Here is a 26513-nt window from a genome sequence, read left to right on the forward strand (position 1 = left end):
CCCCGTGGTTGAATTTATTCGCTACGGGGTATTTTTTTTGAGCCATTTGGACAAAAAGCCCGTTACATCTTCGGAAATATTGAAGCGGTACAAAATACCTACGTACATCACTACCACAAGAAGTGACTTTAAGCCGATATTGATGATAGGGTGAAACTGAAACTGTAATAGGTCGAAAAGAACTGCCAATAACAACAAGGTAGCGAACACCTTAAATGTAGCCGAAGTAAAAGGAAGAATTCCATACTTCACTTTAACAAAAACAAGCTTGACCAGATTAAAGATGAAAATAGAGATAAAACTGGCGATAGCTGCTCCTTCAAGACCAAACCTTGGTATCAGTAAATAATTCAATAGAATAGTTAAAGCGGCCAAACATACCCCAAACACCAAAACTGTTTTATAGTATGGGGAATTGTACAAAATGGAATTAATGTTCCCCAACAACGAATCCATTACTTTGGCCAACCCTATCAAGAACACAATGGTAAACCCATTTCTATAATTCTCGGGCAGCATTAAATACAAATCGTTCAAGTTGAGGATAATTAGGACGAACAATATTCCCGAGGCAATAAACAAGGTGAGCGAAGTCTTTTTGTACAATTGGTTGAGCCCCTTATCATTGTGTGTGTTCAACAATTCGGCGGTCAAGGGGTAGGTGATTTGGTGCATCGCACGCGAGGGCACAATAATCACCGTAGCAATGTATACGGACACCCCATAATATGCCACATTCTCAATGCTGATGAACTGGTTCAACATTACCTTGTCAATTTCAAGCAGGATCAAAGCTGCCGAACCTCCCAAAATAATCAAAAAAGAATAGGACAGAATTTCCTTGGTAAAGGGTGGAAACTTAAAATCCAATTTGGGCTTCCGTAGCGTAAACGCATAAATTTGAATGATGACCGTCCGCAATAAATACAATCCCACCAAACATTTGAAGAAGATATCCAACGTGATCACATCAAAATAAAAAAGAATGAGCAGGATGGATACTCCCACCCTAGCGAAGACTTCTTTCATAAAATTGCCAAAAACTGACTTTAAATGCACCTTGGCCCAGGAATAAAAAACCTCAAAATACCCCATTGCGAGTCCCACAAAAAATACATACCACAAATAATCCTTCACCATGGGGTTCACTTGGGATACCCAATCACCAATGGGGTCGTACCATAGTATACCAACCAAGGCTACGGGCAGTATGCCCAACAAAGGAATCAACAACATCAAGGTAAAGAACCCGTCTTTTTCCACCTCTTGGTGGTTACTGTAGTATTTTACCATGGTATTGTGCACTCCAAAGGCCATCAAAGGCATGAGGATGGCACCCGACGCCAAAATAAAAGTAACGAGACCGTAATATTCATCGGGCAGGATCTTAGTGTAGAGAAACAACGTATTGATAGCCCCAAAAAAGAACCCCAAATACGTTACCACGGTATTCTGTATGGATTGTTTTAGAACAACGCCCATTAGATAAAATTAGCCAAAGATTCCGTTAATGCCTTTCTATGATATTGCTCCACCCCGTCGGAATTACAGACCAGTGCACCTTCGGTATATTGATGGAATGCCTCCAAAAGTACACTTTTTAAGGTAGTGACGTCGGATTGCAAGCACATAGTTCCAGCATGGTGCTGTTCCACCATGGCACCAGCCTCCCATCCTTTTGGGCCGATGGCCAAAATGGGCCGCTTGGCGTTCAAATATTCAAATAATTTTCCCGGGATAATGCCTTTGGTCTCTTCCGAATCAATCTCCAACAACAAAAGGAGCTGCGATTTTTGTTGGGTTTCCAAGACCTTGTCGTGCGGGAGATAGCCCAACTGCTCCACATAATCGGACAATCCAAAATCCTTAATGGATTGCAGCACTTCCTCCCCCACTACACCTGCCAATTGTATTTTGAGCGCTTTTTTTAATGCTTCATTTTCAGCAATCAATTCTTGTACTGTTTGCCAAAAGCCTAAAGGGTTTCTTCCTGTCAACAAAGAGCCAATATGCGAAATGGTAAATTTGGAATCCAGTTCTACCGGCTGTAACTCATCATCAAAACCATTGGTGATCACTTTTATGGGTTTTGGGGTAATGGCCTCAAATTCAGTTTTCGTAGTGTGGCTTGTGACCACAATTTTATCGGCTTTCAAGAGCACTCCTTTTTCCAAAGCTTTGTGCTTTAGCCTAGAATATTCAGTTAACCGTAATTTTTTATGATAGCCTATAGATGTCCAAGGATCACGAAAATCGGCGATCCAACGGATATTGTATTTCTTTTTAAGGCCCAGACCTATCAAATGTAAACTGTGTGGCGGACCTGTGGTAATAATGGTGTCAATACCCTCATCCGCAATCACTTTCGCCAAGTAGGGAATAGATGGTCTTACCCAATACTTCCGTGCATCGGGGATAAAAAGGTTTCCACGAATCCACAATAATAACTTTTCAATAAACGATGGATCTTTCTCTTTGATGATTCCCGAACTTATGGTCTTGGTCTTTTTTTTGGAGAGCAGTGAAGCCCAACCATAGGGTTCATTTATGCGCCTTTTGAGTATTTTGATGGACGTCGGAACTTCCTCTACCAATTTTTCATCCACTAATGGATAACTGGGATTTTCAGGAACGTAAACGATGGGTTCAAACCCAAACTCTGGCAAGTATTTGGTGAACTTGAGCCAACGTTGTACCCCTGGTCCCCCAGCGGGAGGCCAATAGTACGCTATGACCAAGACTTTTCGCATTAGGATTCTTCCTTTTTTCCACGGAACAAGGTAAAGCCCAATCCCCCAACAATGATCACTCCCAAGAGAATATTGGACGCCAAAGTAATCTGGCTTCCCGTTTCCACCACTTCCGGCTCAAATTTGAACTCGATTTCGTGCTGGCCGGCAGGAACTTTCATACCGCGAAGAGCATAATCCACTTTGTAATGTGCTGTAGGCTCTCCATCAATAAAGGCGTTCCAACCGGATGGATAATGCATCTCGGAAAAGACTGCAAAACCATCATTGGGGTTGTTGGAAGTGTATTTTAAATAATTTGGCCGGTAATCCACCAAATCAATACGTGCCACAGAATCCACCGGATACCGTAATTTGGTCAATTCTGGGTACTGTTTGGTGTTGACAACCGCCTGGGTTTTGGAATTGAAATCCTTCAGTTTCAAAATTTCCTCATTGGCAGATGAAACTGGAATCAATTGATCTACGAACCAAGCATTGCCATTGGCGTCTGGGTTTACAGCGGGATAACTGTTCCCTTCCTCATCTTGTTGAACGATGTATTTTACGTTCAACATATTCAACACCTGGAGATTGTTCTGGTACAAATGGTATTCGAACAAATTTTGAAGTGCCCTGGGCTTTGCAGCGTGATATCCGCCAATCGATTTATGAAAATAAGAAGTGCGGGCTCCGTTGATTCCCTCCTCTGGGTTAAAAACCCGGTAAATGGAATCGTCCTGTTGAATGATTTGATCTAGCTGACTGGCTTGGAATGGTTGATTAACCTGACGCTGACGTACAAAATCGTCCTCGTTCACATAGCGGAGGTCCACTCCCACCAAATCGAACAGGATAAGGGCACCCAAGGCGAACACCAATACGTTTTTGTTGATTTTATCTTTGATAAAAAACCATAAGGCCGCTGCGGCCAAGGCCACATAGATCAAGGAACGGAAAGTATCGTTCACATAGACTGCCTCACGATCTCGCTGGATCATGGCCATCAATTCGTCACCAAAGTAGCCGCGGTACATTTCGTCGCGCATTCCCTCAAAGTCAAAGAAGCCTTTCAATAAGAAAATTATGATACCAAGTCCTACGGAAACAAAGAAGCTCAGTTTTAAAGCTCTCAGCTTTTCTTTCCGGTCAACGGATGATTTGAACAACTCACGTATTCCCAAAATTCCCAATACTGGCAAGCACAGCTCCAACACTACTTGAATGGAAGAAACGGCCCTGAACTTGTTGTACATCGGGAAGTAATCTATCATAAAATTGGTGAGCAACGGAAAGTTTCTCCCCCAAGAAAGCAATAGCGATAAAATTGCTCCCGATAAGAGCCACCATTTCTTTTTGCCATCTACCAGGAATACACCCAGCATAAACAGGAAAAACACAATGGCGCCCACATAGGCCGGTGCAGCAACTATGGGCTGGTCTCCCCAGTACAATGGTAAACTGCTCGAAAGTTCCAGTGCTTTGGTCGGTGATAATCCCTGATTGGTCAAATACTCGTAGGCTTTGGAATCCTTGCCCAGATCCTCACCTCCCGAACCTCCGAACAATCGGGGTGCAAACAAGTTTAGTGATTCGGCGATACCGTAGCTATATTGGGTAATGTATTCTTTGTCCAACCCAGTGGAAATCTCCTTCTCGCTTCCATCGGGGTTAACGGTGAGTTCCGATTTTCCCCGTGTACTCCAATCCGCATACTCCTTGGTGGCCATTAGGCTGGTGGCATTGGTGAAAACGGACAGCACTACGGCCAAAACCAATAGCCCTACCGAAGCAAAAAAGTGTTTGAGTTCCTTTTCTTTGATGGCATAGATCAAGTATACCAAGCCCATAACCAACACCAAAAGCATAAAATAATACGTCATCTGGTAGTGATTGGCATTTATTTCCAGTGCCATGGCCAATGCGGTCAGTATAAATCCGAGAATGTATTTTTTCCGAAAAACCAGCACTATCCCACCCAGAACCATTGGGATGTATCCCAGAGCGTGTGCCTTGGCATTGTGCCCAACGCCAAGAATAATGATCAGATAGGTGGAAAATCCAAAAGCAATGGCCCCAAGGGCTGCCAACCTAAAATCGACCTTTAAGCATAAGAGCAATATGTAAAACCCTATGAAATAAAGAAAAAGATAATCTGCTGGACGCGGTAAAAACCGAATCAAACGGTCCAATTCCTTTACATAGTTATGAGGGTAATTGGCTCCCAATTGATAGGTCGGCATACCGCCAAAGGCACTGTTGGTCCAATACGATTCTTCGCCCGTTACATCTTTGTAGGCATCCCGTTCGTGTGCCATGCCCTTGTACTGGGCAATATCTGACTGATAAATGGCTTTTCCCTGCAAAACTGGATAAAAGTAGACCAGTGAGGCAAGAATGAATAAAGCAATAACACAAATATGGGTGATAATGGCTTTTGGAGAAAGATTCATGGATAGGTTTTGATTCGGCAAATATTAATCAATTTCCTCAAAATCTATGTATTCTCCAACTTTTTTTGAGGGATTGGATTTGCGGGGCGGTTTTTTGGAAATGGAGGTCTCCCCTTCCTTAGGTCCTTCATTGCCAAAATCTTGATGGCTCCCAAACTGCTGCTCAAAACGTTCGTTCGTCTTCTTTACAGCGTAATTCAAGAGCTTCGGGGCCAACCACTTCATCAGGAATTTGAGCCCGTAGTATACTAATATGACAATTAAAATCGTTTTCAGTAAAACCATATAACCTTAGTTATCGAATCAAATTTACACTGTTAGTAGCGCAAACCCATCAAACGTATCTTAAAATAGTATTAAAAACCCAGTTATATGGACATTTCCATGATCAAAAAGTCATTTTTCCTTTTCGTTCTATTCCCAACCTTCATTTTTGCGCAATATACCGATGTTATCAATTCCAACAGACCTGGAAGGGCCGCCAGTGCCTATTCCGTTGGTAAAAATGTGATTCAGGCCGAAGTTGGAATGCTGTATGAACAACAGGACAATGCCGAGCTAAATTCCGACTCCAATATTTTTGGGGCCGATTATGCCTTTAGGTACGGATTGCTTTTTGAAGAGCTGGAAGTAATTGCCGAAGGGTCGTTCATCACACAGAACATTACCTATCCCGATTTTGGCATTGAGGGCAAACTGACCAATTTTTCGCGCAACCGGGTAGGTTTAAAATATTTGGTTTTCGATCCCTACAAAAATCCCGAGCGCAACAAACCCAATTTATATAGTTGGAGGGCCAACAATCTGTTCCAATGGAAGAACTTGATCCCAGCCGTATCGGTCTACGGTGGTGCCAATTTTGTAGTGGGCGACAATCCGTTTTACCCTGGTGAACCCACAGTATCTTACCGTGGGGGTATTCAAACGCAGAGTCGACTTTCCCCAAGGTTTGTGTTGATTTCCAACATTGCGTACGATCGCATTACCACCGATTTTCCGGAATGGCGCTACGCCCTTTCCATAACACATGCTTTTCGCGATCCCCGATGGAGCGTTTTCTTTGAAGGCCAAGGAATTTCCGGTGACCGTTACTCGGACATTATTTTAAGAACCGGTGTGGCCCGCTTGATCAACCCTAATTTTCAGGCAGATTTCCATTTGGGTTCCGGCTTTAAAAATGACCCTTCCCGATTATTCGTAGTGCTTGGCTTCTCTTACCGGTTGGATTTCCATAAAGATGAGCTCATCCCCATTAACGAGCAGCAATCGGGCATCAATGGAAAAATCAAAAAGAACAGCAACCGGAAAAAATCGAGAAATCGCAGAAAAAACAAAGGCGGGGGTATAGATTTTTAAGTTTTGCACAAACTTCATTTTTCTACTGCAAGTAATATTCATAATATTGGGGATTAATTTGCATCTATGGTTTCCGTTAAACAGGTTCAGTCCAAATCCGACCTTAAGCGTTTTGTAAAATTTCCTTTTTCCCTGTACAAGGATTCCCCGTATTGGGTCCCACCCATCATCAAAGATGAAATGGCCTCTTTTGACAAGGAAAAAAATCCTGTTTTTAAAACGGCGGAGGCCCAATTCTTTTTGGCTTACCGGGACAACAAAATCGTGGGACGTATAGCAGCTATTATCAATTGGCTGGAAGTAAAGGAACAAGGACTCAAAAAAATGCGGTTCGGTTGGTTCGATTTTATAGATGATCTGGAGGTTTCCAAAGCCTTGTTGGACAAGGTCCGCGAAATAGGAAAAGCCAATGATCTGGAATATATGGAAGGCCCCGTTGGCTTTTCGAATTTGGACAAAGTGGGCGTGCTTACCGAAGGTTTTGACCATATCGGGACCATGGTGACCTGGTACAACCACCCCTATTATCAATCGCATTTTGAGCAGCATGGCTTTACCAAGGAAAAAGAATACCGTGAAAGCAAGTTTTTGGCTTCCAATGCTGATCCAAAACTATTTGCCAAGGCCAATCTATTGATCAAAAAGCGCTATGGACTTCGGGAGATGAATTTTGAAAAAAGTTCGGAAATCATGCCCTGGGTGGACAAGATGTTCGACCTTTTTAACGATACCTATGCCAAGCTGTCCTCCTTTGTAAAGATTACCGATATCCAAAAGGAATATTTCAAGAAAAAGTACATCAGCTTTATCAACCCTGAGTATATCAAGTTTGTGGTGGACTCGGACGATAATTTAGTGGCTTTTGCCATTGTGATGCCCTCTTTCTCACGAGCCTTGCAAAAGGCCAACGGCAAGTTGTTCCCCTTTGGGATTTACCATTTGCTCCATGCCCGTAAACACAGCAAAGATGCCATATTCTACCTAATCGGCATCCACCCTAAATACCAGAACAAAGGGGTGACCTCCATAATTTTCAACGAGTTCCACGATACCTTTAAAAAGCGGGGCGTGGTGAATTGTATTCGTACCCCCGAACTGGAGGATAATCTGGCCATACAACAAATGTGGAAGCATTTTGACCCCAAAGTGATCAAGCGTAGGCGTACCTATGTAAAGGATTTATAGCATACCTCCCATTTTAATTTTTGAAGTACCAATAATCACCTACTGGCACTGTTGTCATCATTTTGGTGAAGTATATAATTGATTTTGCACTTCAATCAGAATTAAACTTGAGTTGGCTCTAATTCATTGCTCCATACTACCTTGAATTAAATTCCCTACTTTTAAGAAAATAATTGACCAAAGGAATTGTTTCGTCTTGTGGCCCACGCCGGCTCTAATCAATGGACAGCCACAACGAAATCATAGCCTAGACCGTTGGCAAAAAGCATAGAAAGGAACCAATACAAACAATTATGTACCTCAATAATTCCATTATACCATATCTTAACTTTAAGATTCTAAAAATGAATAAAAAGCATACAACTAGAATATGCCTTTTATTCATCTCATCATTATTCTTTTGCAATATTTCGGCCACAGCTCAAAACAAAACCGGTCTAGTTTGTGGTGTATTGCCATCTGAAATAAATTCTGAAATATACTTTGGAATCAACTTGGCTGATTTTAAGAATGTAATTGGGAGCAACCTCAAATTAGAAACTAAAAGTAATACTGATTTTAGGCTGATATATTCGCAGGAAACTAATTTGAAGGAAATATCGTCTGTTATCTATTACTTTGATAATGAGAACAGTAAACCACTTTATGAAGTAATCATCAATTACCAAAACGAGGAACAAGCGAAAAAGGCGGCCACTATTCTTTTTGGTCAACCCAACTTTGATCAAATCGATTGGAGAATAAAGATTCAAGGTGCGCCAGAGATTTGGAGTTGGGTTTATAAAAACAAACTTGTAGTCGTGGCTAAAATTCCTGGAAGCGAATGGTTTAACGAATGGGATAAGGAATAACAACTTAAAAAAAGTGCAAACAAAATTGAATACCTAACGGGATGAGAGATATAATCGTACGGTATCCATAACTACTGAGGAAAACATCTGCGGGTCACAATGCACACAATTTATTGTTCCCTCCTACCTTGAATTAAATTCCCCATTTTTAAGAAAACAAATCATCTAAGTAATCATTTTGGACTGTCCCATGTCCTCGTTCTCCAGCCGCCAGCCACAACGAAATCATAGCCGGGACCGTTGTGCCTGGTTATTCCGGAGTCTCAATGGATTATATAAGTTGAACGAAGGGAATTGATACTAAAATAACGAAAGTACAACAACTCGTATAGCTCTTTGCTGCTGTATTCCTTCATCGAAACTAATTATAAATCCCTATATTTCAGTTATTAAGATGGAAAACCATAGCTGATTTTCTGCAAAAAACCATACACAAATCGTTATTGTAAATTTTAATCGAAACGATGAAAACTGTTTTAAACCAATATCGAAATACTCATAAGTGGATGATTATCCCTTGGATTATTATCATAATAGCTTTTACTCCACAGTATTTCATGTCTTGGTCCACCGAACCATGGCCTTATCATTTACATGCACTGTCTGCAATGGCATGGTTTGCTTTGCTGATCTACCAACCATATCTAGCTACACATGGAAAATTAAAACAGCACCGGATGTGGGGTATGATAGGTTTATTCCTTGCGGGTGCTGTTGTTTTTTCTGCGCTTTCAATTGTTCCAACAAATGTATTTATCGGAGCGGTTGATGGAGGACAACCATTCTTTCCAGACTCCTTCTTTTATGGATTGGTTTTTACGGAAACTATACAGATTCTTGGTTTTGCCTTTGCTGTAATCATGGGAGTGATAAACGCAAAAAGGACAGATGAACATGCTATTTGGATGGTCTCATCATTGTTTTTCGGGTTTATGCCGGCATGGGCAAGATTCGTTATGTTTCCACTTTTATTTCTAGATGGGCAAACAAAATGGATGGATGCTCAAACTTGTCTTAATATTGGCATTCCCCTATTTATCCTAGTTGTGCTTTTTATTGGCTACAGACTTAAAAAATTGAAACATCCAGCCATATGGCTTTCCATCATTTTTGTATTCATTATGCTTTTTACAATTCCTATAGGAGAATTAGAATGGTATAGAGAGTTGGTCACTCGAATCATGAAACCAACCATCCCTTGGAATTTATAACCATGCTACAACAATATATCCCCGTAAATACTCAGTAAACAAATAAAGCAAAATATCAATTCGCTGTGGAACAGTTAATATGGCCATAAGTACCGTTTTGTTCTTTACTGCTCCTGAAAAAATCATCACGGGTTTTTAGCTTGCTTATATTTGTAAAGTTAACTACTAAACCTAGGGAATTCCCATGGCCGAGAACGTTAAAAGCAATCAAAATCAAATGGATTCAAAGAAAAAAATCATCAGGACCTGGAAAGGATGGACTTCGCTGGCAAACGCCCCGATTTATGAAAATATGCTAATCAATGAGGTGTTTCCCGAAGTGAAAAGGAAGGGGGTTGAAGGTCTGGAGAAGGTCAGTATTTCGACAATGGAAAAGAATGATGAGGTGGAGTTTTTTCTTGTACTTCAATTTGATTCGTTGGAATCGGTAAAAGTTTTTGCAGGTGAAAAATACGAGCATGCATATATACCGGAAAATGCGAAAAGAGTATTATCAAGATATGATGAGACTGCCCAACATTTTACATTGAAAGAAGAATTAATTTTAAAATAAAGCTATTGCCAACCATCCATAACCGAACAAAGCAATTGTTTATATTGAGCGGCAACCAATGGAAAAAATGAATCAGTAAATGAACAAAACAATATTTGAAATAACCAAAATGGATTGTCCCTCAGAAGAAAATCTAATCCGAATGAAATTGGACGGAATTTCAAGTATCGTTAATCTGGACTTTGATATTCCGAACCGGAAACTGACTGTTTTCCATAGCGGAGAAACCGACCAAATCGAAAAATCGGTTCTTGAACTAAATTTGGGCGGAAAGAAAATATCGACCGAGCAAACCGAGCAAACGGACTTTAAGGAAGATGCAAACCAGAAAAAACTACTTTGGTCTGTACTTGCCATCAACTTTGCCTTTTTCCTGATTGAAATGGCAACAGGAATAATCTCAAAATCAATGGGATTGGTTGCCGACAGTCTGGATATGCTTGCCGACAGTTTTGTTTATGGAATCAGCTTGTTTGCGATTGGCGGAACTCTGACAAGAAAAAAGCGGATAGCCAAACTTGCTGGTTATTTCCAAATTATACTTGCAGTTATCGGATTTATAGAAGTTTTGAGAAGGTTTTTCGGAACAGAAAAACTACCTGACTTTTCTACAATGATAATCGTTTCAATTTTTGCCCTTATTGCGAACGGAATTTGTCTTTACATTTTACAAAAGTCAAAAAGCAAAGAAGAAGCTCATATGAAAGCGAGTATGATTTTCACCTCAAACGATGTGATCATAAACTTTGGGGTAATAGTCGCTGGACTTTTAGTGAATTGGCTGAGTTCAAGTAAACCCGACTTGATAATCGGGACAATCGTTTTTATTTTGGTTATTCAAGGAGCATTCCGAATATTGAAACTAAGTAAATGATAAAGAAGCATTTACGACAACAAACATTGTAATTAATTGATTTTGTATTACTTAACAGGAAAAATCCCTCAATATTCTGATGGTAATCGCCAACACCGGCACTAAAAAAATGGTAACTTTAGCACCTAACTACATTTAATAGAGACCATTACATTTTTTTAACCAATCAGAACCAACACATGAACATCAAACAAAATAATATAGTAGTGCTCTTTCTACTACTCCTTTTAATCGGGTGCCAAAACGAATCTAAATCAACAGCTATTGCTCCAAAAAAATCAGAGTCCGATTTAAAAGAAATCATCACACAACAGGTGGACAGTCTATACCTGGAATATGAGAAATTTGGTTTTGAGTGGATCGACTTTTATGAAGACGAATTTATTGCCGTATACCCAGATAGCCCCGTAAAAAAAGTAACCAAAGACTCATTGATCGCCCAATGGGAAGGGATCTATGAAGATTACGATGTTCAACTTGTATCCAGGGGCAAACCCAATGTTATAGTTTCCCAAGATATGGCCGTTTCTTATAATAGTTTTAATGAAATTTTTATCAACAAAACTTCCATGGACACCATAAAAAATGAGGGCACATACATTGTAACTTGGAGAAAACAAGAAGATGGTTCATGGAAAATAGTTTTTGAAACTGTTCAGAATAATTAACCCATTTATTAAATTTCGAAGTAAGGTATAAATTGGGTTTCAGCATGAAAAGACTCCTGTTTCTCTCGCTTTTGTATTTAATTTCCAGTTGTTCAGGGGAGAATTTGGAAAAGGCGGAGCAAATAAAAATATACTACGGAGGGTTCAAAAATTCGGATTACAATCAGATTATGAGGGTAATCTCTGATAGCCTTACCCTAACCGAAGGTGATTATCTGATGAATTTTGATCGTGAAAGCTATTACGAACAGTTTAAATGGGATTCAGTTTTTCAACCTAAGTATGAATTGATTTTGGTGGAAAATCATAACGGCCAGTTTACCGCAACAGTTGCTGTGGAATCGCTCAGATATAAATTTTTAAAGAACAATCCGTTGACCTGTGAGCTCCGTTTTTCTTTTAAGTCCGGGAAAATTACCAAGATTGAAAATTTGGATTGCAAGGACGCTAATTGGGCAATGTGGCAAAAAGAACGGGATTCACTCGTTAATTGGATAAAAGGAAACCATCCTGAGTTAGATGGTTTTGTGCACGATCTAAGTATGGTAGGTGCCCAGAATTACCTCAAGGCCATTAGCCTTTATAAAAAGCGTACCCCAAAAAAGAATACTACCAATGATATTTAATACTATAATTGTTTTATCCTGTATTGTTTCTGGTTGTTTGGCTTTTATAGCAGGACTTATTCTTAAAAACAATCCACCCAAAAAAATTAATTGGTGGTATGGATATCGGACGAAACGATCCATGAAAAATCAAGAGCAATGGGACTTTGCCCAAAAGCTGGGGGCAAAAAATATGATAAGATTTTCGTTAATTCCATTTTTGACCACTATTCTCGGTTTTTTTGTTGATGAAAAACACGTTGGTTGGAGCATCGGGATTGTGGCTGCAAGTACTATTGTATGGGCGTTTTTCAGTATCTACATAACAGAAACCAAGCTGATCTCTGAGTTTGACAATAGAAATCCATAAACAAAATTTATATTTTGAGTTTTTTTATTTGTGAAGTAACTTGAGTTGAAAACAAAACAAATTGGATAACAAAATAACCATCGGATTTTTAGACCATGTAGCTATTCGGGTAAAGGATATGGAAGCTTCTATGCTATGGTATGAGGAAGTTCTGGGACTTAAAAAACATCAGCTTCCCAAATGGGGAGCGTATCCCGTTTTTATGTTCAGTGGCAAATCGGGTATTGCTTTATTTCCAGCCAGTTTGGATGATTCAGAACTGGACCCTAAATCAAAAAATGTAAAAATCGACCACTTTGCGTTTAATGTGACCAATGAAAATTTTGAAAAAGCCAAAAATCGATATACTGAGTTAGGTTTGGAGCATACCATTCAAGATCATTATTATTTCCATTCCATCTATACCAAAGACCCCGATGGCCATACAGTGGAGTTGACCACCCTTATGGTGGACGAAAGCGAGGTATATTCCAAATAATTCATCTCTAAATTTGACACAGGACCATCTGAAATATCTTGAGGCTTACCTACAGCAGTTTTCCAATTTATCACCGGAAGAGCTTGCTCTTTTCCGTACACAATTAAGCTTTAAAGAATACCGGCCAAAAGATTTCTTTTTTAAGAATGGAGAGGTCCAGAAAAAAATGGGCTATGTCTGCAAAGGGTTGTTACGTCGGTATTACATTAACGAAAAGGGAAAATCCATTACCACAGGATTTGTAAAGGAAAACGAATACGCTACAGATTACCCCGCCTTTATTCAACAGCGTCCCAGCAAATACTACATGGAATGTTTGGAACCATGCATTATAATTGAATTGGCCTATGAAGACATTCAGGAAGGGTACAAGAATTTTAAAAGTAACGAAAGGTATGGCAGGCTTATCGCCGAAAAAGTACTCACCATTCAGACTGATAGGGTCGAAAGCTTCCTTTTTGAAACTGCAGAAGAACGTTACCTGAATTTTATAAAGGATAACCCAGGTTTGAGCAATCGGATAAGTTTGACCCATTTATCCTCCTATCTTGGTATTGAAAGGCAATCCTTAAGTAGGATCCGAAGTAAAATTGCCAAAAAATAGCTTTGTCACATATGTGTCAGGTAGTACCCGATTTTCAAATGCATCTTTGTTGCGTCGAACAAAACAACATAAAAATGATGCCTAGAAACCTATCCAACACATTAGCTATATTCTTTTTCCTTTTTGTATCCATTGCCGCTTTCTGTCAAAAAACTACCGAAAGCATCCACTTGGACATTCAGCAGCGTACCGATGAGATTTTTGATAGCTTGGTTACGCTCCGAAGGGATTTTCATATGTACCCAGAAGTGAGCGGCAATGAAGTAAAAACTTCGACAAAAATCGCCGAATACTTAACACGTCTCGGATTAGAGGTGAAAACAGGAATTGGAGGCTACGGAGTGGTCGGTATTTTAAAAGGTGGAAAGCCCGGTAAAAAAATTGCGTGGCGAGCGGATATAGATGCGATGCCCTCCACAGCTCCCGACATGGTCGAATTTAAATCAAAATACGAAGGAGTGCGCCACATTTGCGGCCACGATGTGCATGCCGCGGTTGCTCTGGGGATAGCCAATGTGTTGGTCAACCATAAGGAAAATTTGGCAGGAACGGTCTATTTTGTGTTTCAACCATCCGAAGAAAATATAAAGGGGGCATTGGCCATGATGGATGATGGGTTGTTCGACATTATTGAGCCTGAGGAAATGTATGCCATGCACGTTACCCCCTTCCCTGCCGGTACCATAGCTGCCAAGCCCGAAGAAATGTTTTCGGATTATAAACGAGTGGACCTTTTTTTTGAGAAAACAGCCCACCGTGATACATTGTTCAAGTTTGCAAAGCAGGTAATTTTATCCCTTGAAAATGTTGCACTTGATAGCAAATTCTGGAACATGCAAAATATGGGTGACCCTCAAATAGGGATTGCAGGTCCAAAATCCATCTACAAGAATTATACTACCGTGGACAAAAACAAGTTTTCGATCAAAGAAACAAAGGAGGGAATTAAAATTAGTGGATATCTTAGTTTTAGTGATAAGCAACAACGAGATGCCGCCATCCCAACGCTTAAATCACAAATTGCAAATTCTGAACATCATAAACTTTTAAAAGCAGAACTGGTGAATGTTTTTCCAACCTTGGACAACAATGAGCGATTGGTAAATGAGGGTCTGCAACAGTTATCCGCCGTTTACGGGGAGGAAAGGGTTCTACGATTGCACGGTGTTGTGGCCGATGGACGTAGCGATGATTTTGCCTTTTTTCAGCCAAAAGTACCCAGCGTCTACTTTTTTATGGGAGGCTCCAATTATGAAAAAGGAATTATTGCCCAAACACACTCACCAAATTTTAATGTGGACGAGAGCTGTATTAAGACCGGAGTGAATCTTTTTTCCTCGCTAATTGTCGAGCGTTTGAACGAATAAGCTCTTTTATAGGCGCAATATGTGCGGAACAGCTAATTTAATTGTGGAGAAGGCTTCTTTTTGATAGCTTTATTGTATCAACCATTAGCTATGAAAAAGATTGCGTTAACCTTAATCACCATTGTAATTTCAGTATTAAGTTCCTTCGGGCAAAGCTCTGATTTTATTGGGACTTTTGTAAATGGCACCCATAGCATTTCCATTCAGTTTAAACGAGTAGGAGATGAATATCATGGCATGCTTGCGGCCGTTGGGGCAAGTTTTGCGATTAGGGCAACCGGATCATTCAATAAAATAAACGGAGAATTATATGGATTGGACGGCCCTGTGGATTTTGAGGCCGTTTTGGACGGAACCAATATGAGCGTGCGTGCCACAGGGTACAATGAACCTTTTTATAAATATTCTGATTTGCACAACCTGGGAAATTTTGACCTGAGACCCTACATGAAGGACAATAGTGGTATTGCTGGCAACAATTCAGGAATACGGACTAGCGGTCCACCTCCATCACAAAACAACAATACTCAGTATCCAGAACTGAACAACCAGGGCCTTTTGAATATTATATCGGGGAGTCAATTGGTTTTTTACCAACGTACCTCTTCTGTAAACGATAGCATGGCCAGCTCCATTACCTATGTAAATTTCTGTGCCAACGGAACATTTTCCATGAATACCGATGGCTCTTTCAGTGTTGAAGGAAGTTTTGGCGGAAATGCGCAAGGAGCTTCTTATGGCAATAACTCAGGGACTTGGCAATTGGTGTCCTATCAAGGTCAACCCGCTGTATATTTACAATACTATAACGGAGATAACAGCTTAAACCCTTTTAACGAAAACGAAGTACGACAAGGTAGATGGAGACGGGGCAATACCCAATACGCATTGCAGCGGAACAAAGTCCGCTGCAATTAAATATTTTATAAAAAACAGTAATTATTACTCTCCCATTGCTGCAGCTACCGCAGCCGAAAGTCTTTTGTAAGTTCCGTTCTCCAGACGTTCCCTGATCGCTGAAAACGCATCAAGGGTTTCCTCGATATCTTTCATCGTGTGGGTTGCTGTTGGAATCAAACGCAGTAGAATCAATCCCTTAGGAATTACAGGATACACTACGATTGAACAGAAAATTCCGTGGTTTTCGCGCAAATCCTTCACTAAGGCCATTGCTTCGGGAATACTTCCGTTCAAATAAACCGGAGTTACACAACTGGTAGTGGTTCCTATATCAAAACCTCTTTCCTTCAACCCATTCTGAAGCGCGTTTACGTTTTCCCAAAGCTTAGCTTTAAGCTCGGGCATGGTGCGCAACATGTCAAGTCTTTTCAATGCACCTTTAACGTAAACCATGGGCAATGATTTGGCGAACATTTGAGAACGAAGGTTGTATTTTAAGTACTCAATAATTTCTTTATCTGCAGCTACAAATGCTCCAATACCAGCCATTGATTTGGCAAAAGTTGCCAAATACACGTCAATTTCATCTTGTACACCTTGCTCCTCTCCTGCTCCGGCCCCTGTTTTACCCAAGGTTCCAAATCCGTGGGCATCATCAACCAAAAGTCTAAATTGGTACTTTTTCTTAAGGTCTACGATTTCTTTCAAAATCCCTTGCTCACCTCGCATACCAAAAACACCTTCAGAAATCACCAAAATCCCTCCTCCGGTCTCATTGGCCAATTTAGTGGCACGCTCCAAGTTTTTCTCCAAACTTTCGGGATCGTTGTGCTTAAAGGTAAAACGCTTGCCCATATGCAAACGGACTCCATCGATAATACAAGCGTGGCAATCCACATCGTACACAATAATATCATCTTTGGCAACCAAGGCGTCGATAACCGACATAAATCCTTGGTATCCGAAGTTCAATAGGTAAGCGGCGTCTTTATGAACGAATTCTGCCAATTCGTTTTGTAATTGTTCGTGATAGTCGGTATGTCCACTCATCATACGGGCCCCCATCGGGTAGGCAGCACCGTGCTCCATGGCAGCTTCACCGTCTACTTTTTTGATTTCAGGTAGGTTAGCGAGACCCAGATAGTCATTGATACTCCAGGTTATTACATCTTTTCCTTGAAACTTCATTCTGTTGGAAATAGGTCCTTCCAATTTTGGAAAAACAAAATAGCCTTCTGCCTGTGAGGCCCATTTGCCCAAAGGTCCTTTGTTCTCAATGATTCTATCGAATAAATCTCTCATCTACATTAATATTAATTCAACTGCAAAAGTATAGATTTTTATGAACCTCGCATAACGAAATTTTCATATAAAAAAACGGCAATGGATTTTCATTGCCGTTCTTGAGGTATTATAAGGTACTGGTTTATTTAATATACTTGATTTCTTCAGGAACCTCGGCATCTTGAATATCAAAAAAGCCTTGGTTATCCATCCATTCGTTACTGTACACCTTGCTCATGTATCTTGAACCGTGGTCAGGGAACACAACAACAACATTACTGTCCTCGGTAAACTCCCCTTCTGTGTTCAATTGGTACAACGCTTGAGTAGCGGCACCACTCGTATAACCTGCAAAAATACCTTCTGTATGGGCCAATTTACGGGCCATATGGGCACTTTCACCGTCGGTTACCTTAATATATCTATCAATACTATTGAAATCGGTAGCAGTAGGAATCAAGTTTTTACCCAAGCCTTCTATTCGGTAAGGATAAACTTCATTATGATCGAACTCACCGGTTTCGTGATATTTTTTCAATACCGAACCGTAAGCATCAACACCTAAAACCTTGACTTTTGGGTTCTGTTCCTTCAGATAACGAGCAATTCCCGAAATGGTACCTCCCGTTCCACTACAAGCTACCAAATGGGTGATCTGACCATTGGTCTGCTCCCAAATTTCCGGGCCTGTACTGGAATAGTGGGCATCAATGTTCAACTCGTTAAAATATTGATTGATGTAAATGGAATTCGGTGTTTCGCTATGCAAACGTTTTGCCACTTCGTAATAGGAACGTGGGTCGTCCGCACTTACATGGGCTGGACAAACGTAGACGTTTGCTCCCATAGAACGCAACATATCAATCTTGTCCGGGGATGATTTTGAACTTACGGCCAAAATACATTTGTATCCCTTAACAATGCTCACCATGGCAAGGCTAAAGCCTGTATTACCTGATGTGGTCTCAATAATGGTGCTACCCGGCTTAAGAATACCTTTACGTTCGGCTTCTTCTATAATATGAATCGCAATTCTATCTTTTGAAGAATGTCCTGGATTAAAGCATTCCAGTTTAGCATAGAAATTTCCAGTAAGAGGGGCGGTAATTCTGTTTAGCTTAACTAAGGGGGTACTTCCAATTAGGTCTAGGATATTGCTGTACGCATTTATCTGTGTCTTCATAACTGGTATTAGGTAGGGAACATTCCCAAAACTATATAAGAAATGTTCGGTGCAAATGTAACATTTTATTTTTAAAGGGCTTTTCCTTCAAGGTCTAAAATAAACGCATATTCCTTTGCGGTTTCTTTCAAAGCTTCAAACCGGCCAGATGCTCCACCGTGCCCGGTATCCATATTGGTATCCAAAAACAAGAGATTGTCGTCCGTTTTATATTCCCTTAACTTAGCTACCCACTTAGCTGGTTCCCAGTATTGTACTTGCGAATCGTGCAGACCTGTGGATACATACATATGTGGATACGCCTTAGCTTCCACATTATCGTAAGGTGAATAGGATTTAATGTAATCGTAATATTCCTTTTCGTTTGGATTGCCCCATTCGTCGTATTCTCCAGTGGTCAATGGGATGGTATCATCCAACATGGTTGTGACCACATCAACAAAAGGAACAGCTGCAATTACCCCATGGTACAATTCAGGTTCCATATTAATAATGGCGCCCATTAACAGTCCTCCAGCGGAACCGCCCATGGCATATAAATGTTCCGAGCTGGTATAATTACGCTCTATCAGGTATTTGGAAACATCGATAAAATCGGTAAAAGTGTTTTTTTTGTGCAATAATTTGCCGCCCTCGTACCAAGGCCTTCCCAAATACTCACCACCGCGAACATGTGCAATGGCGTAGATGAAACCACGATCCAACAAACTCAAACGAATGGACGAAAAATAGGGGTCGATGGTAGCCCCGTAAGAGCCATAACCGTATTGCAGCAACGGACTTGTGCCGTCCAAAGGGATGTCCTTATGATAAATTACGGAGATAGGCACTTTTTTTCCATCCCTAGCCGTGGCCCACAAACGCTCGGTTTTGTAATTATCCTTATCAAACTTGCCGCCCAAAACCTCTTGTTGCTTCATAACCGTTTTGGTTCGGTTTTCCATATCAAAATCGATGATGGCATAGGGCTCGCCCATTTCGTTGTAGTAGTAGCGTAGTACTTTGGTGTCAAAATCCAAGTTGACGGATGGCCCGGCCACATACGTTTCACTATCAAAAGGCAGGTAATAGCTGTCGGAACCATCCCATTTGGCAATCTTCATTTGGTTGAGACCATTGTTACGTTCAGTAACCACGTAATAGTCTCTGAAAATCTCAACATCTTCCAATAAAACATCCTCTTGATGCGGTATAAATTCCTCCCAATTTTCTGATGATGTATTATTCTCGCTTGTTTTCATCAACTTAAAGTTGGTGGCACCGTCCTTGTTGGTGAGCACATAAAAATCACCTTCAAAATGGGAAATGGAATACTCCACTCCCTTTTCTCGTGCTGAGAACACTTTGAACTCCCCCTCCGTATCATCTGCATCCAAAATTCGATATTCCGATGTAAGCGTGCTACTGGAACCGATTACAATATATTTTCTGGATTTGGTCTTATACACAAAAGTGTTGTAGGTGGAATCCTTTTCGTGAAAAACAAGTTCATCCTCCTCGGAAGAGGTTCCCATTACGTGTTTGAAAATCCGGTCCGAACGTAAGGTAACAGGGTCTTTCTTTGTGTAAAAAAGCGTTTTGTTGTCGTTGGCCCAAACAGAGCTTCCCGTGGTGTTTTCAATGATATCGGGATAAATCTCCCCTGATTTAAGGTTTTTCACCTGAATGTTGTACTGTCGCCTGGAAATGGTATCCGTTCCAAAGGAAGCCATGGTGTTATCGGGACTGATGGAAACACCCCTCAAGTTGAAAAACTCGTGCCCCTCGGCCATTTGGTTGCAATCGAACAACAATTCCTCGTCCGCCTCCAAGCTTTCCTTTTTTCTGGAATAGATCGGGTACTCTTTGCCCTCTTCGTATCGGGTAATGTACCAGTAACCATCCAATTTGTAGGGAACCGATGAATCATCTTCTTTGATTCTGCCCTTCATCTCCTTAAAAAGTTCTTCTTGGAATTTCTCGGTATGGGCGGTCATTTTATGAAAATACTCGTTCTCCGCGTTCAAGTAATCCAGAACCTGTTGGTCTTCTCTGTTGTTCATCCAATAATAATCATCGATTCTAAGATCGCCGTGCTTCTCAAGTTGCGTTGGATGCTTAGGTGCCACAGGGGGAATATTATTCATGGATTCGTCTTTATTGTTTTTGCAAGCGGTCGCAAAAATAAGGCATAAAACCAGAATAGAAATTCTTGCATTCGTTTGTTTCATTGGAAAGTGTTTTAGCCAATTTACTACTTTTGAACTTACGTTTGATAAATATTAATGTATTGCTTGTTTTGACAGTGGTCCGACAAGCCTAAAATTTAAAGATATGTTTGGAGATTTAATGGGAATGATGGGTAAAATAAAAGAGACCCAAAAGAAAGTTGAGGAAACCAAGGAACGATTGAACACCGTGATGATCGATGAAGCATCCTCGGATGGATTGCTCAAAGTCACATTGACGGCCAATCGTGAAATAAAATCCATTGCCATTGATGATTCCCTTTTGGAAGATAAGGAGCAATTGGAAGATTATTTGGTACTGACGTTGAACAAAGCCATTGAAAAAGCTACCAAGGTAAACGAAGCGGAATTGGCGGCCGTGGCCAAAGAAGGTATGCCAAACATTCCCGGCATGGATGCTTTTATGAAGTAAAACACCCCTGAAATTATATTAAGGGGCATTTTTATACTTGTCTGGTCGAGCGCAGTCGAGACCTTTTTAGATTTCTCGACTGCGTTCGAATTAACATTCCTAACCAATACTTTTCAAAACCTTTAGGAAATGCTCATGCATGGCATTGGTATAGTCCAAATGTGTAACAATACGCAGTTTGCCTTGCCCCATCCCGATAATGGACACTTCGTTTTTGGTCAGTTGTTCCAAAAATGCTTCGGACGACATTTTAGTGTCATTAATTTCAAAAATGATGATATTGGTCTCAATGGGCTCCACTTTTTTGATAAAATCCAATGATTCCAGTACTTCTCCTATTTCTTCTGCTTTTTTGTGGTCTTCAGCAAGTCGGTCGATATTGTTATCCAAAGCATAAATACCGGCAGCCGCCAAATAACCCGATTGACGCATTCCGCCGCCAAACACTTTTCGGATACGCAATGCTTTGTCTACATCCGCTTTACTCCCAACCAAAACAGAACCTACGGGGCACCCCATGCCTTTGCTCAAACATACGCTGATGGTATCGAACAACCTCCCGTAAGCTTTTGGGTCTTCTTGCTTTTTCACCAAGGCGTTCCACAGTCGGGCACCATCCAAGTGGTATTTTAAATGGTGTTCATCGCAGACTTTTCGGATTTTTTTCAATTCCTCAAAATCCCAACAAGCGCCACCACCTTTGTTCGTAGTGTTTTCTATGCAGACCAACGTAGTCAATGGGCTATGGTAAAAATCCGGCGGATTTATGGAAGCCTCCACCTGTTCGGCTTTCATCATACCACGGTCACCATCTACCAATTTACAGGAAACCCCGCTATTAAAGCTTACTCCTCCGCCTTCATAATTGTACACATGGGCATATTTATCGCAAATTAACTGGTCTCCTGGTTGAGTGTGTATTTTTATCGCCGTTTGGTTGGTCATGGTGCCGCTTGGAAAAAAGAGGGCGGCTTCCATACCAAAATACTCGGCAACTTTAGCTTCCAATTCATTTACAGTAGGGTCGTTTTTAAATACATCATCTCCTACTTTTGCATTCATCATGGCCTCCAACATTCCTGTTGAAGGTCTGGTGACAGTGTCACTTATCAAGTTTATTTCCATAAAATATTTTAGTCCATGCAGTCCATCCCAATAGGTGAACCATCAGGAATTTTTTCAACAGGTATCAATTTAAATTCAGAAGGCTTCTTCATAAATGCATCGATTCTTTTAACCATTTCTGCTGCTACCGCGTTTTTACCATCGTTCAACAATTGGGTTTTTAGATTGTTCAAAGCCTCATTGGCAATAGCATTCACTTGGGGATGCACATCATTGTGGGCCGCCAAATTCATAATGTGGTAAAGAACTCTAAAATTGATGGTATGCTGTACTTCTTCTTCGTAATCATCACGGTGAGAAAGGTCAAAAGTACCTTTAATGGTCTCCTCCAATACTTCTTTTAGACCCATTTGGTTTTTGTCCAGACTTTTTTGCTGGATCAACCTAGATGCACGCTCTGGATGAAGCAAAAGTTCCAAGGTCATATCTGCCGCTGTTTCTGCAGCTGAAAGGGCATCAAAACTAACACCTGTTCTTCCTTTAAAGGATTCCCTGGAACGACCGAAACCAACGGCTCTTGGCGGGAAAAGATCAAGCTTGTCCTTTGGTATGGCAATAACCTCGGCATCCAATGTTTTTAAGATGGCTTCCATTGCTGCTTCCTGAACAGCTTCGTCGACGGGCACCACAGGGGTTTGCCCACCAGCTTTAACAGCATAATTGTAATCCAAACCACCAATAACTTTGGATACCGCTTCGGTCTGGTACCTATGGAAGAAATAGATAGGGACAAAAACATCTTCCAAAACAGAATAAGCTTCACCTGTCCTAACATTGTCTATGGAAAAGTTTGCAATAGCTTTTTTCCGTATTTCCAACATGTCGTCCAATTCCTGACTAGCACTTTTTCCGTTGTCCCATAAGTGGGCCAATAGATGAGCGCCACCTTTTGGTCGGGCATCTTGATCGGAAATATACCGTAACCCATCGTCCTGTGCCTTTTTTAAAATCGCATTCAGCGCATCTTGTTCATTGGTGCCATTTGGAAAATCGGAATAGGCATAGGCTACGGTTACCTTATCCCACTCCCCTATTCCTGTATCATAAGCATTGTCAAAACTGATTTCACCACCTTCCAACTCAAACTGTGGGTGTGGGTAATCCATTACAGATGCCCTATTGTTGGTACTTGCTGCAAAATTATGGGCGAATCCCAATGTATGTCCTATTTCGTGTGCGGAAAGCTGACGGATTCTGGCCAATGCCAATTCCAACATAGGTTCATAATTATCGTCCCTTTCCTCGAAGGGCTTGTTCATTAGCGCTTGGGCAATCATAAAATCCTGACGGATACGCAAGCTGCCCAAACTAACATGCCCTTTTAGAATTTCTCCCGTTCTTGGATCTACCACACTGGCGCCGTAACTCCATCCCCTTGTGGAACGGTGCACCCATTGCACCACATTGTAACGCACATCCAAGGGGTCGGCATCATCAGGAAGTATTTTCATTTGGAATGCATCCTTGTAACCTGCTGCTTCAAAGGCTTGATTCCACCATTTCCCACCTTCCAACAAAGCTGAACGCACGGGTTCCGGTGTACCATTGTCCAAATAATAAATGATCGGTTCAACCGCTTCACTGACTTCGGCGTTCGGATCTTTCTTTTTTAATCGGTGTCTTCTTATAAATCGCTTCACCAAAGATTCTTGCACTGGTGTGGCATAATCGTAATAAGAAAAAGGATATCCTCCACTGCGTGGATCAAAAAGACGTTTTTCAAATTTATCGTCTGGCAGCTCAACAAGGGAATGGTGCTGTGCAACGGTTACCAAACTAGGTGTTGGGGTTACCGAGCGAATCCAAGCGCCTTGTGGTTCACCTTTAAAAGTAAGTGTTACATCGAACTCCACATTTTTAGGAAACGCCTTGGTACGTTCAAAAGCCCATGCACTTTTGGACTTGTCCAAACTATAAGTACCTTGTTTAGCTCGTTTTAATCGGTTGGAAACACCATGGGCATCACGCATTAAAAAGTCGGTGAAGTCTATGAGGTAACTGCCTTTGGACTCTTCCACAATCTCAAAACCGTGCAAAATGGACTTGGCAAAGGCTTGCTCTACTGATTTTCTTTCCAAATCGTTGTTGGTGATCGCCCTATAATCCAAGTTAGGCTGAACCAATAGTAGTTTTTTCCCTGCTTTACGGAAGAAAACCACTTGCTCATTGCCCAATTGTCCGCGATCTAGTCCTATATCATTACTTCCTATACCGCTGCTCAATGCATACACGTATAAAAATTCCTTTCCCAAATCATCAACCTGGAGGTAGATTTTATCTGTGGAGTCGTCATAATAAAAATTAAAATAGCCATTGAACTTTTGAAAATCCTTGGCTTTTTCAAATGTTTGGGCCCCCAATGAGGAGCATACAAAATAAAATAATGCGATGAGTGTAGTCGTGTTCTTCATAATCTGGTTGAAATATTGCCTTTAAAATTATGGAAATCATTTTAAATAACCCCTTGAAAAATCTCCTATTCGATTAAACCGTAATTTGATAAAATTTGAAGCGGATTTTTGAACATTCTTTTCTATAACATGCTGATTTTTGAATAATGTTAACCTGTAAAGCCAAATGAATTGCCTATATTAAAAGAAAAACAATATGGGTACATCCGAGGATAAATCTATCTTTTCCAGTTACGTTAAAAAAGAGGGATTGTATGATGAGGTCTTTGATGAAAATGGAGGGGTCAAGTCGGGCTACCAAAAGCTTTTAGATCTTTATGGCACAAGGTCTATAGACGACTATGTCTCCCTCAACAATAAAGCAAAATCATCCTTTTTTAACCAAGGTATCACCTTTCAAGTTTATGGCAACAAACAAAGTCAGGAGAAAATTTTCCCTTTCGACCTTTTCCCAAGAATTATTACCTCAGAGGAGTGGGAAATTATCGAAAAGGGAGCTATACAACGTAATATTGCGCTAAATCATTTCTTATGGGACGTTTATCACGATAAGAAAATAGTGAAAGACAAAGTGGTGCCCATTGAGCTGTTAAGTTCTTCACCCAACTATCTTCATCAAATGATGAATGTGGACCCGCCAAACAAGATCTATAACCATATTTCGGGTACGGACATTATAAAACATTCGGATGGCAATTATTATGTGTTGGAAGATAATATACGTTGTCCTTCCGGAGTAAGCTACGTGATTTGTAACAGAACTGCCTTAAAAAGGGCGCTTTTCGGGGTTTTCAACCATTATAAGACCCACTCGGTAACCGATTATGCAGAAAATCTTTTGCACTTGTTGGAAACCGCAAAGCCACATGGGGTAGATTCCCCCGTAACCGTGGTCATAACACCGGGAATGTTCAACTCGGCATATTACGAACATTCCTATTTGGCGAAAGCCATGGGGGTCGAATTGGTTGAGGGACGTGACCTCTTTGTTGAAAATGATTTTGTCTACATGAAAACCACCCAAGGCCCTGTTCGTGTAGATGTGGTTTACCGTAGGATTGACGACCTGTTCCTTGATCCCATGGAATTTAATCCTGACTCTGCTTTGGGTGTGCCTGGAATTTTTGCTGCATATCGCAAGGGCAACGTTACCCTTGCCAATGCCCCTGGAACGGGTGTAGCGGACGATAAGGCCATTTACACTTACATGCCGGACATCATTAAATATTATTTGAACGAGGAGCCGATACTCAAAAATGTACATACCTACCATTGTAGTCGACCTAAGGAATTGCAGTATGTGCTCGATAATATAAAGGACTTGGTTATAAAACCCGTTGATGAGGCAGGAGGATACGGTATTTCCATTGGTAATCGATTAACCAAGGATGAAATTGAACGCGTAAAATCCGAGGTCAAGGCGAATCCCCGTAAATATGTGGCCCAGCCCATTATGTCGCTATCCGTACACCCAACATATATAGACCAAAAGGAATCCTTTGAGCAACGCCATGTTGATCTAAGGACATTCACTGTGATGGGCAAAGACGAACAATTTGTATTAAAAGGAGGGCTTACCCGCGTAGCCCTGAAAGAAGGAAATTTGATTGTGAACTCCTCCCAAGGAGGCGGTTCCAAAGATACGTGGGTCCTAAAACAATAATCA

General features: G+C 40.9%; 24 protein-coding genes. 15 read left to right on the plus strand and 9 right to left on the minus strand.

Going from position 1 to position 26513, the window contains the following annotated elements; translation table 11 throughout:
• Positions 1-21 precede the first annotated feature (21 nt).
• From J0X13_RS05655 to J0X13_RS05670, 4 genes are read right to left on the minus strand one after another with little or no spacing between them, the layout of a single operon-like run.
• Complete coding sequence (locus tag J0X13_RS05655; RefSeq protein ID WP_207070456.1) at positions 22-1482, minus strand: lipopolysaccharide biosynthesis protein; 1461 nt, start codon at positions 1480-1482, stop codon at positions 22-24.
• Positions 1482-2750 (minus strand): glycosyltransferase, encoded by a 1269-nt coding sequence (locus J0X13_RS05660; protein WP_207070457.1) that lies wholly within the window; start codon positions 2748-2750, stop codon positions 1482-1484. The genes J0X13_RS05655 and J0X13_RS05660 overlap by 1 nt, the downstream gene beginning before the upstream one ends.
• Positions 2750-5182 carry a YfhO family protein gene (locus J0X13_RS05665; RefSeq protein WP_207070458.1) on the minus strand — a complete coding sequence of 811 codons (2433 nt, stop codon included), beginning with the start codon at positions 5180-5182 and terminating at the stop codon, positions 2750-2752. Before J0X13_RS05665 ends, J0X13_RS05660 begins: the two co-directional genes overlap by 1 nt.
• A gap of 24 nt (positions 5183-5206) precedes the next feature.
• A complete protein-coding gene (locus tag J0X13_RS05670; protein WP_207070459.1) occupies positions 5207-5467 on the minus strand; it encodes a DUF4834 family protein in 261 nt (86 codons plus the stop codon).
• Between the two features lie 87 nt (positions 5468-5554).
• Here J0X13_RS05670 and J0X13_RS05675 point away from each other — a divergent pair, with 87 nt between their 5' ends.
• The 13 genes from J0X13_RS05675 to J0X13_RS05735 all read left to right on the plus strand — a co-directional run bounded on the left by J0X13_RS05675 (position 5555) and on the right by J0X13_RS05735 (position 16222).
• Positions 5555-6538, plus strand: coding sequence for a transporter (locus J0X13_RS05675; RefSeq protein WP_207070460.1), 984 nt, complete (start codon positions 5555-5557; stop codon positions 6536-6538).
• Positions 6539-6604: 66 nt separating this feature from the next.
• On the plus strand, positions 6605-7723 hold the full coding sequence (locus J0X13_RS05680; RefSeq protein WP_207070461.1) for an N-acetyltransferase: 1119 nt from the start codon (positions 6605-6607) through the stop codon (positions 7721-7723).
• 344 nt (positions 7724-8067) lie between these two features.
• Positions 8068-8574 carry a hypothetical protein gene (locus J0X13_RS05685; protein ID WP_207070462.1) on the plus strand — a complete coding sequence of 169 codons (507 nt, stop codon included), beginning with the start codon at positions 8068-8070 and terminating at the stop codon, positions 8572-8574.
• A 464-nt stretch (positions 8575-9038) separates the two neighbouring features.
• Positions 9039-9785, plus strand: coding sequence for a hypothetical protein (locus J0X13_RS05690; protein WP_207070463.1), 747 nt, complete (start codon positions 9039-9041; stop codon positions 9783-9785).
• 184 nt (positions 9786-9969) lie between these two features.
• On the plus strand, positions 9970-10338 hold the full coding sequence (locus J0X13_RS05695) for an antibiotic biosynthesis monooxygenase (RefSeq protein ID WP_242535621.1): 369 nt from the start codon (positions 9970-9972) through the stop codon (positions 10336-10338).
• A 79-nt stretch (positions 10339-10417) separates the two neighbouring features.
• The gene (locus J0X13_RS05700) at positions 10418-11212 is read left to right on the plus strand and encodes a cation efflux transmembrane domain-containing protein (protein ID WP_207070464.1); all 795 of its coding nucleotides are present in this window, start codon (positions 10418-10420) and stop codon (positions 11210-11212) included.
• A gap of 179 nt (positions 11213-11391) precedes the next feature.
• Positions 11392-11880, plus strand: coding sequence for a YybH family protein (locus tag J0X13_RS05705; RefSeq protein WP_207070465.1), 489 nt, complete (start codon positions 11392-11394; stop codon positions 11878-11880).
• A 44-nt stretch (positions 11881-11924) separates the two neighbouring features.
• Positions 11925-12506: a hypothetical protein gene (locus J0X13_RS05710; protein ID WP_207070466.1), complete on the plus strand. Its 582-nt coding sequence runs from the start codon at positions 11925-11927 to the stop codon at positions 12504-12506.
• The gene (locus J0X13_RS15650; protein WP_262896907.1) at positions 12496-12855 is read left to right on the plus strand and encodes an SdpI family protein; all 360 of its coding nucleotides are present in this window, start codon (positions 12496-12498) and stop codon (positions 12853-12855) included. The genes J0X13_RS05710 and J0X13_RS15650 overlap by 11 nt, the downstream gene beginning before the upstream one ends.
• A gap of 61 nt (positions 12856-12916) precedes the next feature.
• Positions 12917-13333, plus strand: a complete 417-nt coding sequence (locus tag J0X13_RS05720) for a VOC family protein (RefSeq protein ID WP_242535622.1) — start codon at positions 12917-12919, stop codon at positions 13331-13333.
• A 13-nt stretch (positions 13334-13346) separates the two neighbouring features.
• On the plus strand, positions 13347-13937 hold the full coding sequence (locus tag J0X13_RS05725) for a Crp/Fnr family transcriptional regulator (protein ID WP_207070468.1): 591 nt from the start codon (positions 13347-13349) through the stop codon (positions 13935-13937).
• Positions 13938-14011: 74 nt separating this feature from the next.
• Positions 14012-15304 carry a M20 metallopeptidase family protein gene (locus J0X13_RS05730; protein WP_207070469.1) on the plus strand — a complete coding sequence of 431 codons (1293 nt, stop codon included), beginning with the start codon at positions 14012-14014 and terminating at the stop codon, positions 15302-15304.
• Positions 15305-15394: 90 nt separating this feature from the next.
• Complete coding sequence (locus J0X13_RS05735) at positions 15395-16222, plus strand: hypothetical protein (RefSeq protein ID WP_207070470.1); 828 nt, start codon at positions 15395-15397, stop codon at positions 16220-16222.
• A 24-nt stretch (positions 16223-16246) separates the two neighbouring features.
• Here the strand turns inward: J0X13_RS05735 and capB are convergent, their stop codons facing one another.
• The 3 genes from capB to J0X13_RS05750 form a co-directional block, all read right to left on the minus strand.
• The gene (gene capB, locus J0X13_RS05740) at positions 16247-17506 is read right to left on the minus strand and encodes a cysteate-C-fatty acyltransferase (protein WP_207026400.1); all 1260 of its coding nucleotides are present in this window, start codon (positions 17504-17506) and stop codon (positions 16247-16249) included.
• Between the two features lie 124 nt (positions 17507-17630).
• Entirely contained in the window at positions 17631-18671 is a 1041-nt protein-coding gene (capA, locus tag J0X13_RS05745) for a cysteate synthase (RefSeq protein WP_207070471.1), read from the minus strand.
• Positions 18672-18742: 71 nt separating this feature from the next.
• Complete coding sequence (locus J0X13_RS05750; protein WP_207070472.1) at positions 18743-20881, minus strand: S9 family peptidase; 2139 nt, start codon at positions 20879-20881, stop codon at positions 18743-18745.
• Positions 20882-20984: 103 nt separating this feature from the next.
• On the opposite strand from J0X13_RS05750, the gene J0X13_RS05755 reads away from it, so the two are divergent.
• The gene (locus tag J0X13_RS05755; protein WP_207026397.1) at positions 20985-21311 is read left to right on the plus strand and encodes a YbaB/EbfC family nucleoid-associated protein; all 327 of its coding nucleotides are present in this window, start codon (positions 20985-20987) and stop codon (positions 21309-21311) included.
• A 99-nt stretch (positions 21312-21410) separates the two neighbouring features.
• Here the strand turns inward: J0X13_RS05755 and J0X13_RS05760 are convergent, their stop codons facing one another.
• Both J0X13_RS05760 and J0X13_RS05765 read right to left on the minus strand, forming a co-directional pair.
• Positions 21411-22436 (minus strand): threonine aldolase family protein, encoded by a 1026-nt coding sequence (locus tag J0X13_RS05760; RefSeq protein ID WP_207070473.1) that lies wholly within the window; start codon positions 22434-22436, stop codon positions 21411-21413.
• Positions 22437-22444: 8 nt separating this feature from the next.
• A complete protein-coding gene (locus tag J0X13_RS05765) occupies positions 22445-24847 on the minus strand; it encodes a zinc-dependent metalloprotease (RefSeq protein WP_207070474.1) in 2403 nt (800 codons plus the stop codon).
• 196 nt (positions 24848-25043) lie between these two features.
• On the opposite strand from J0X13_RS05765, the gene J0X13_RS05770 reads away from it, so the two are divergent.
• The gene (locus tag J0X13_RS05770) at positions 25044-26510 is read left to right on the plus strand and encodes a circularly permuted type 2 ATP-grasp protein (RefSeq protein ID WP_207070475.1); all 1467 of its coding nucleotides are present in this window, start codon (positions 25044-25046) and stop codon (positions 26508-26510) included.
• Positions 26511-26513: the final 3 nt, after the last annotated feature.

Source organism: [Muricauda] lutisoli (nom. illeg.) (assembly GCF_017313105.1).
Classification (GTDB): Bacteria; Bacteroidota; Bacteroidia; order Flavobacteriales; family Flavobacteriaceae; genus Flagellimonas; species Flagellimonas lutisoli.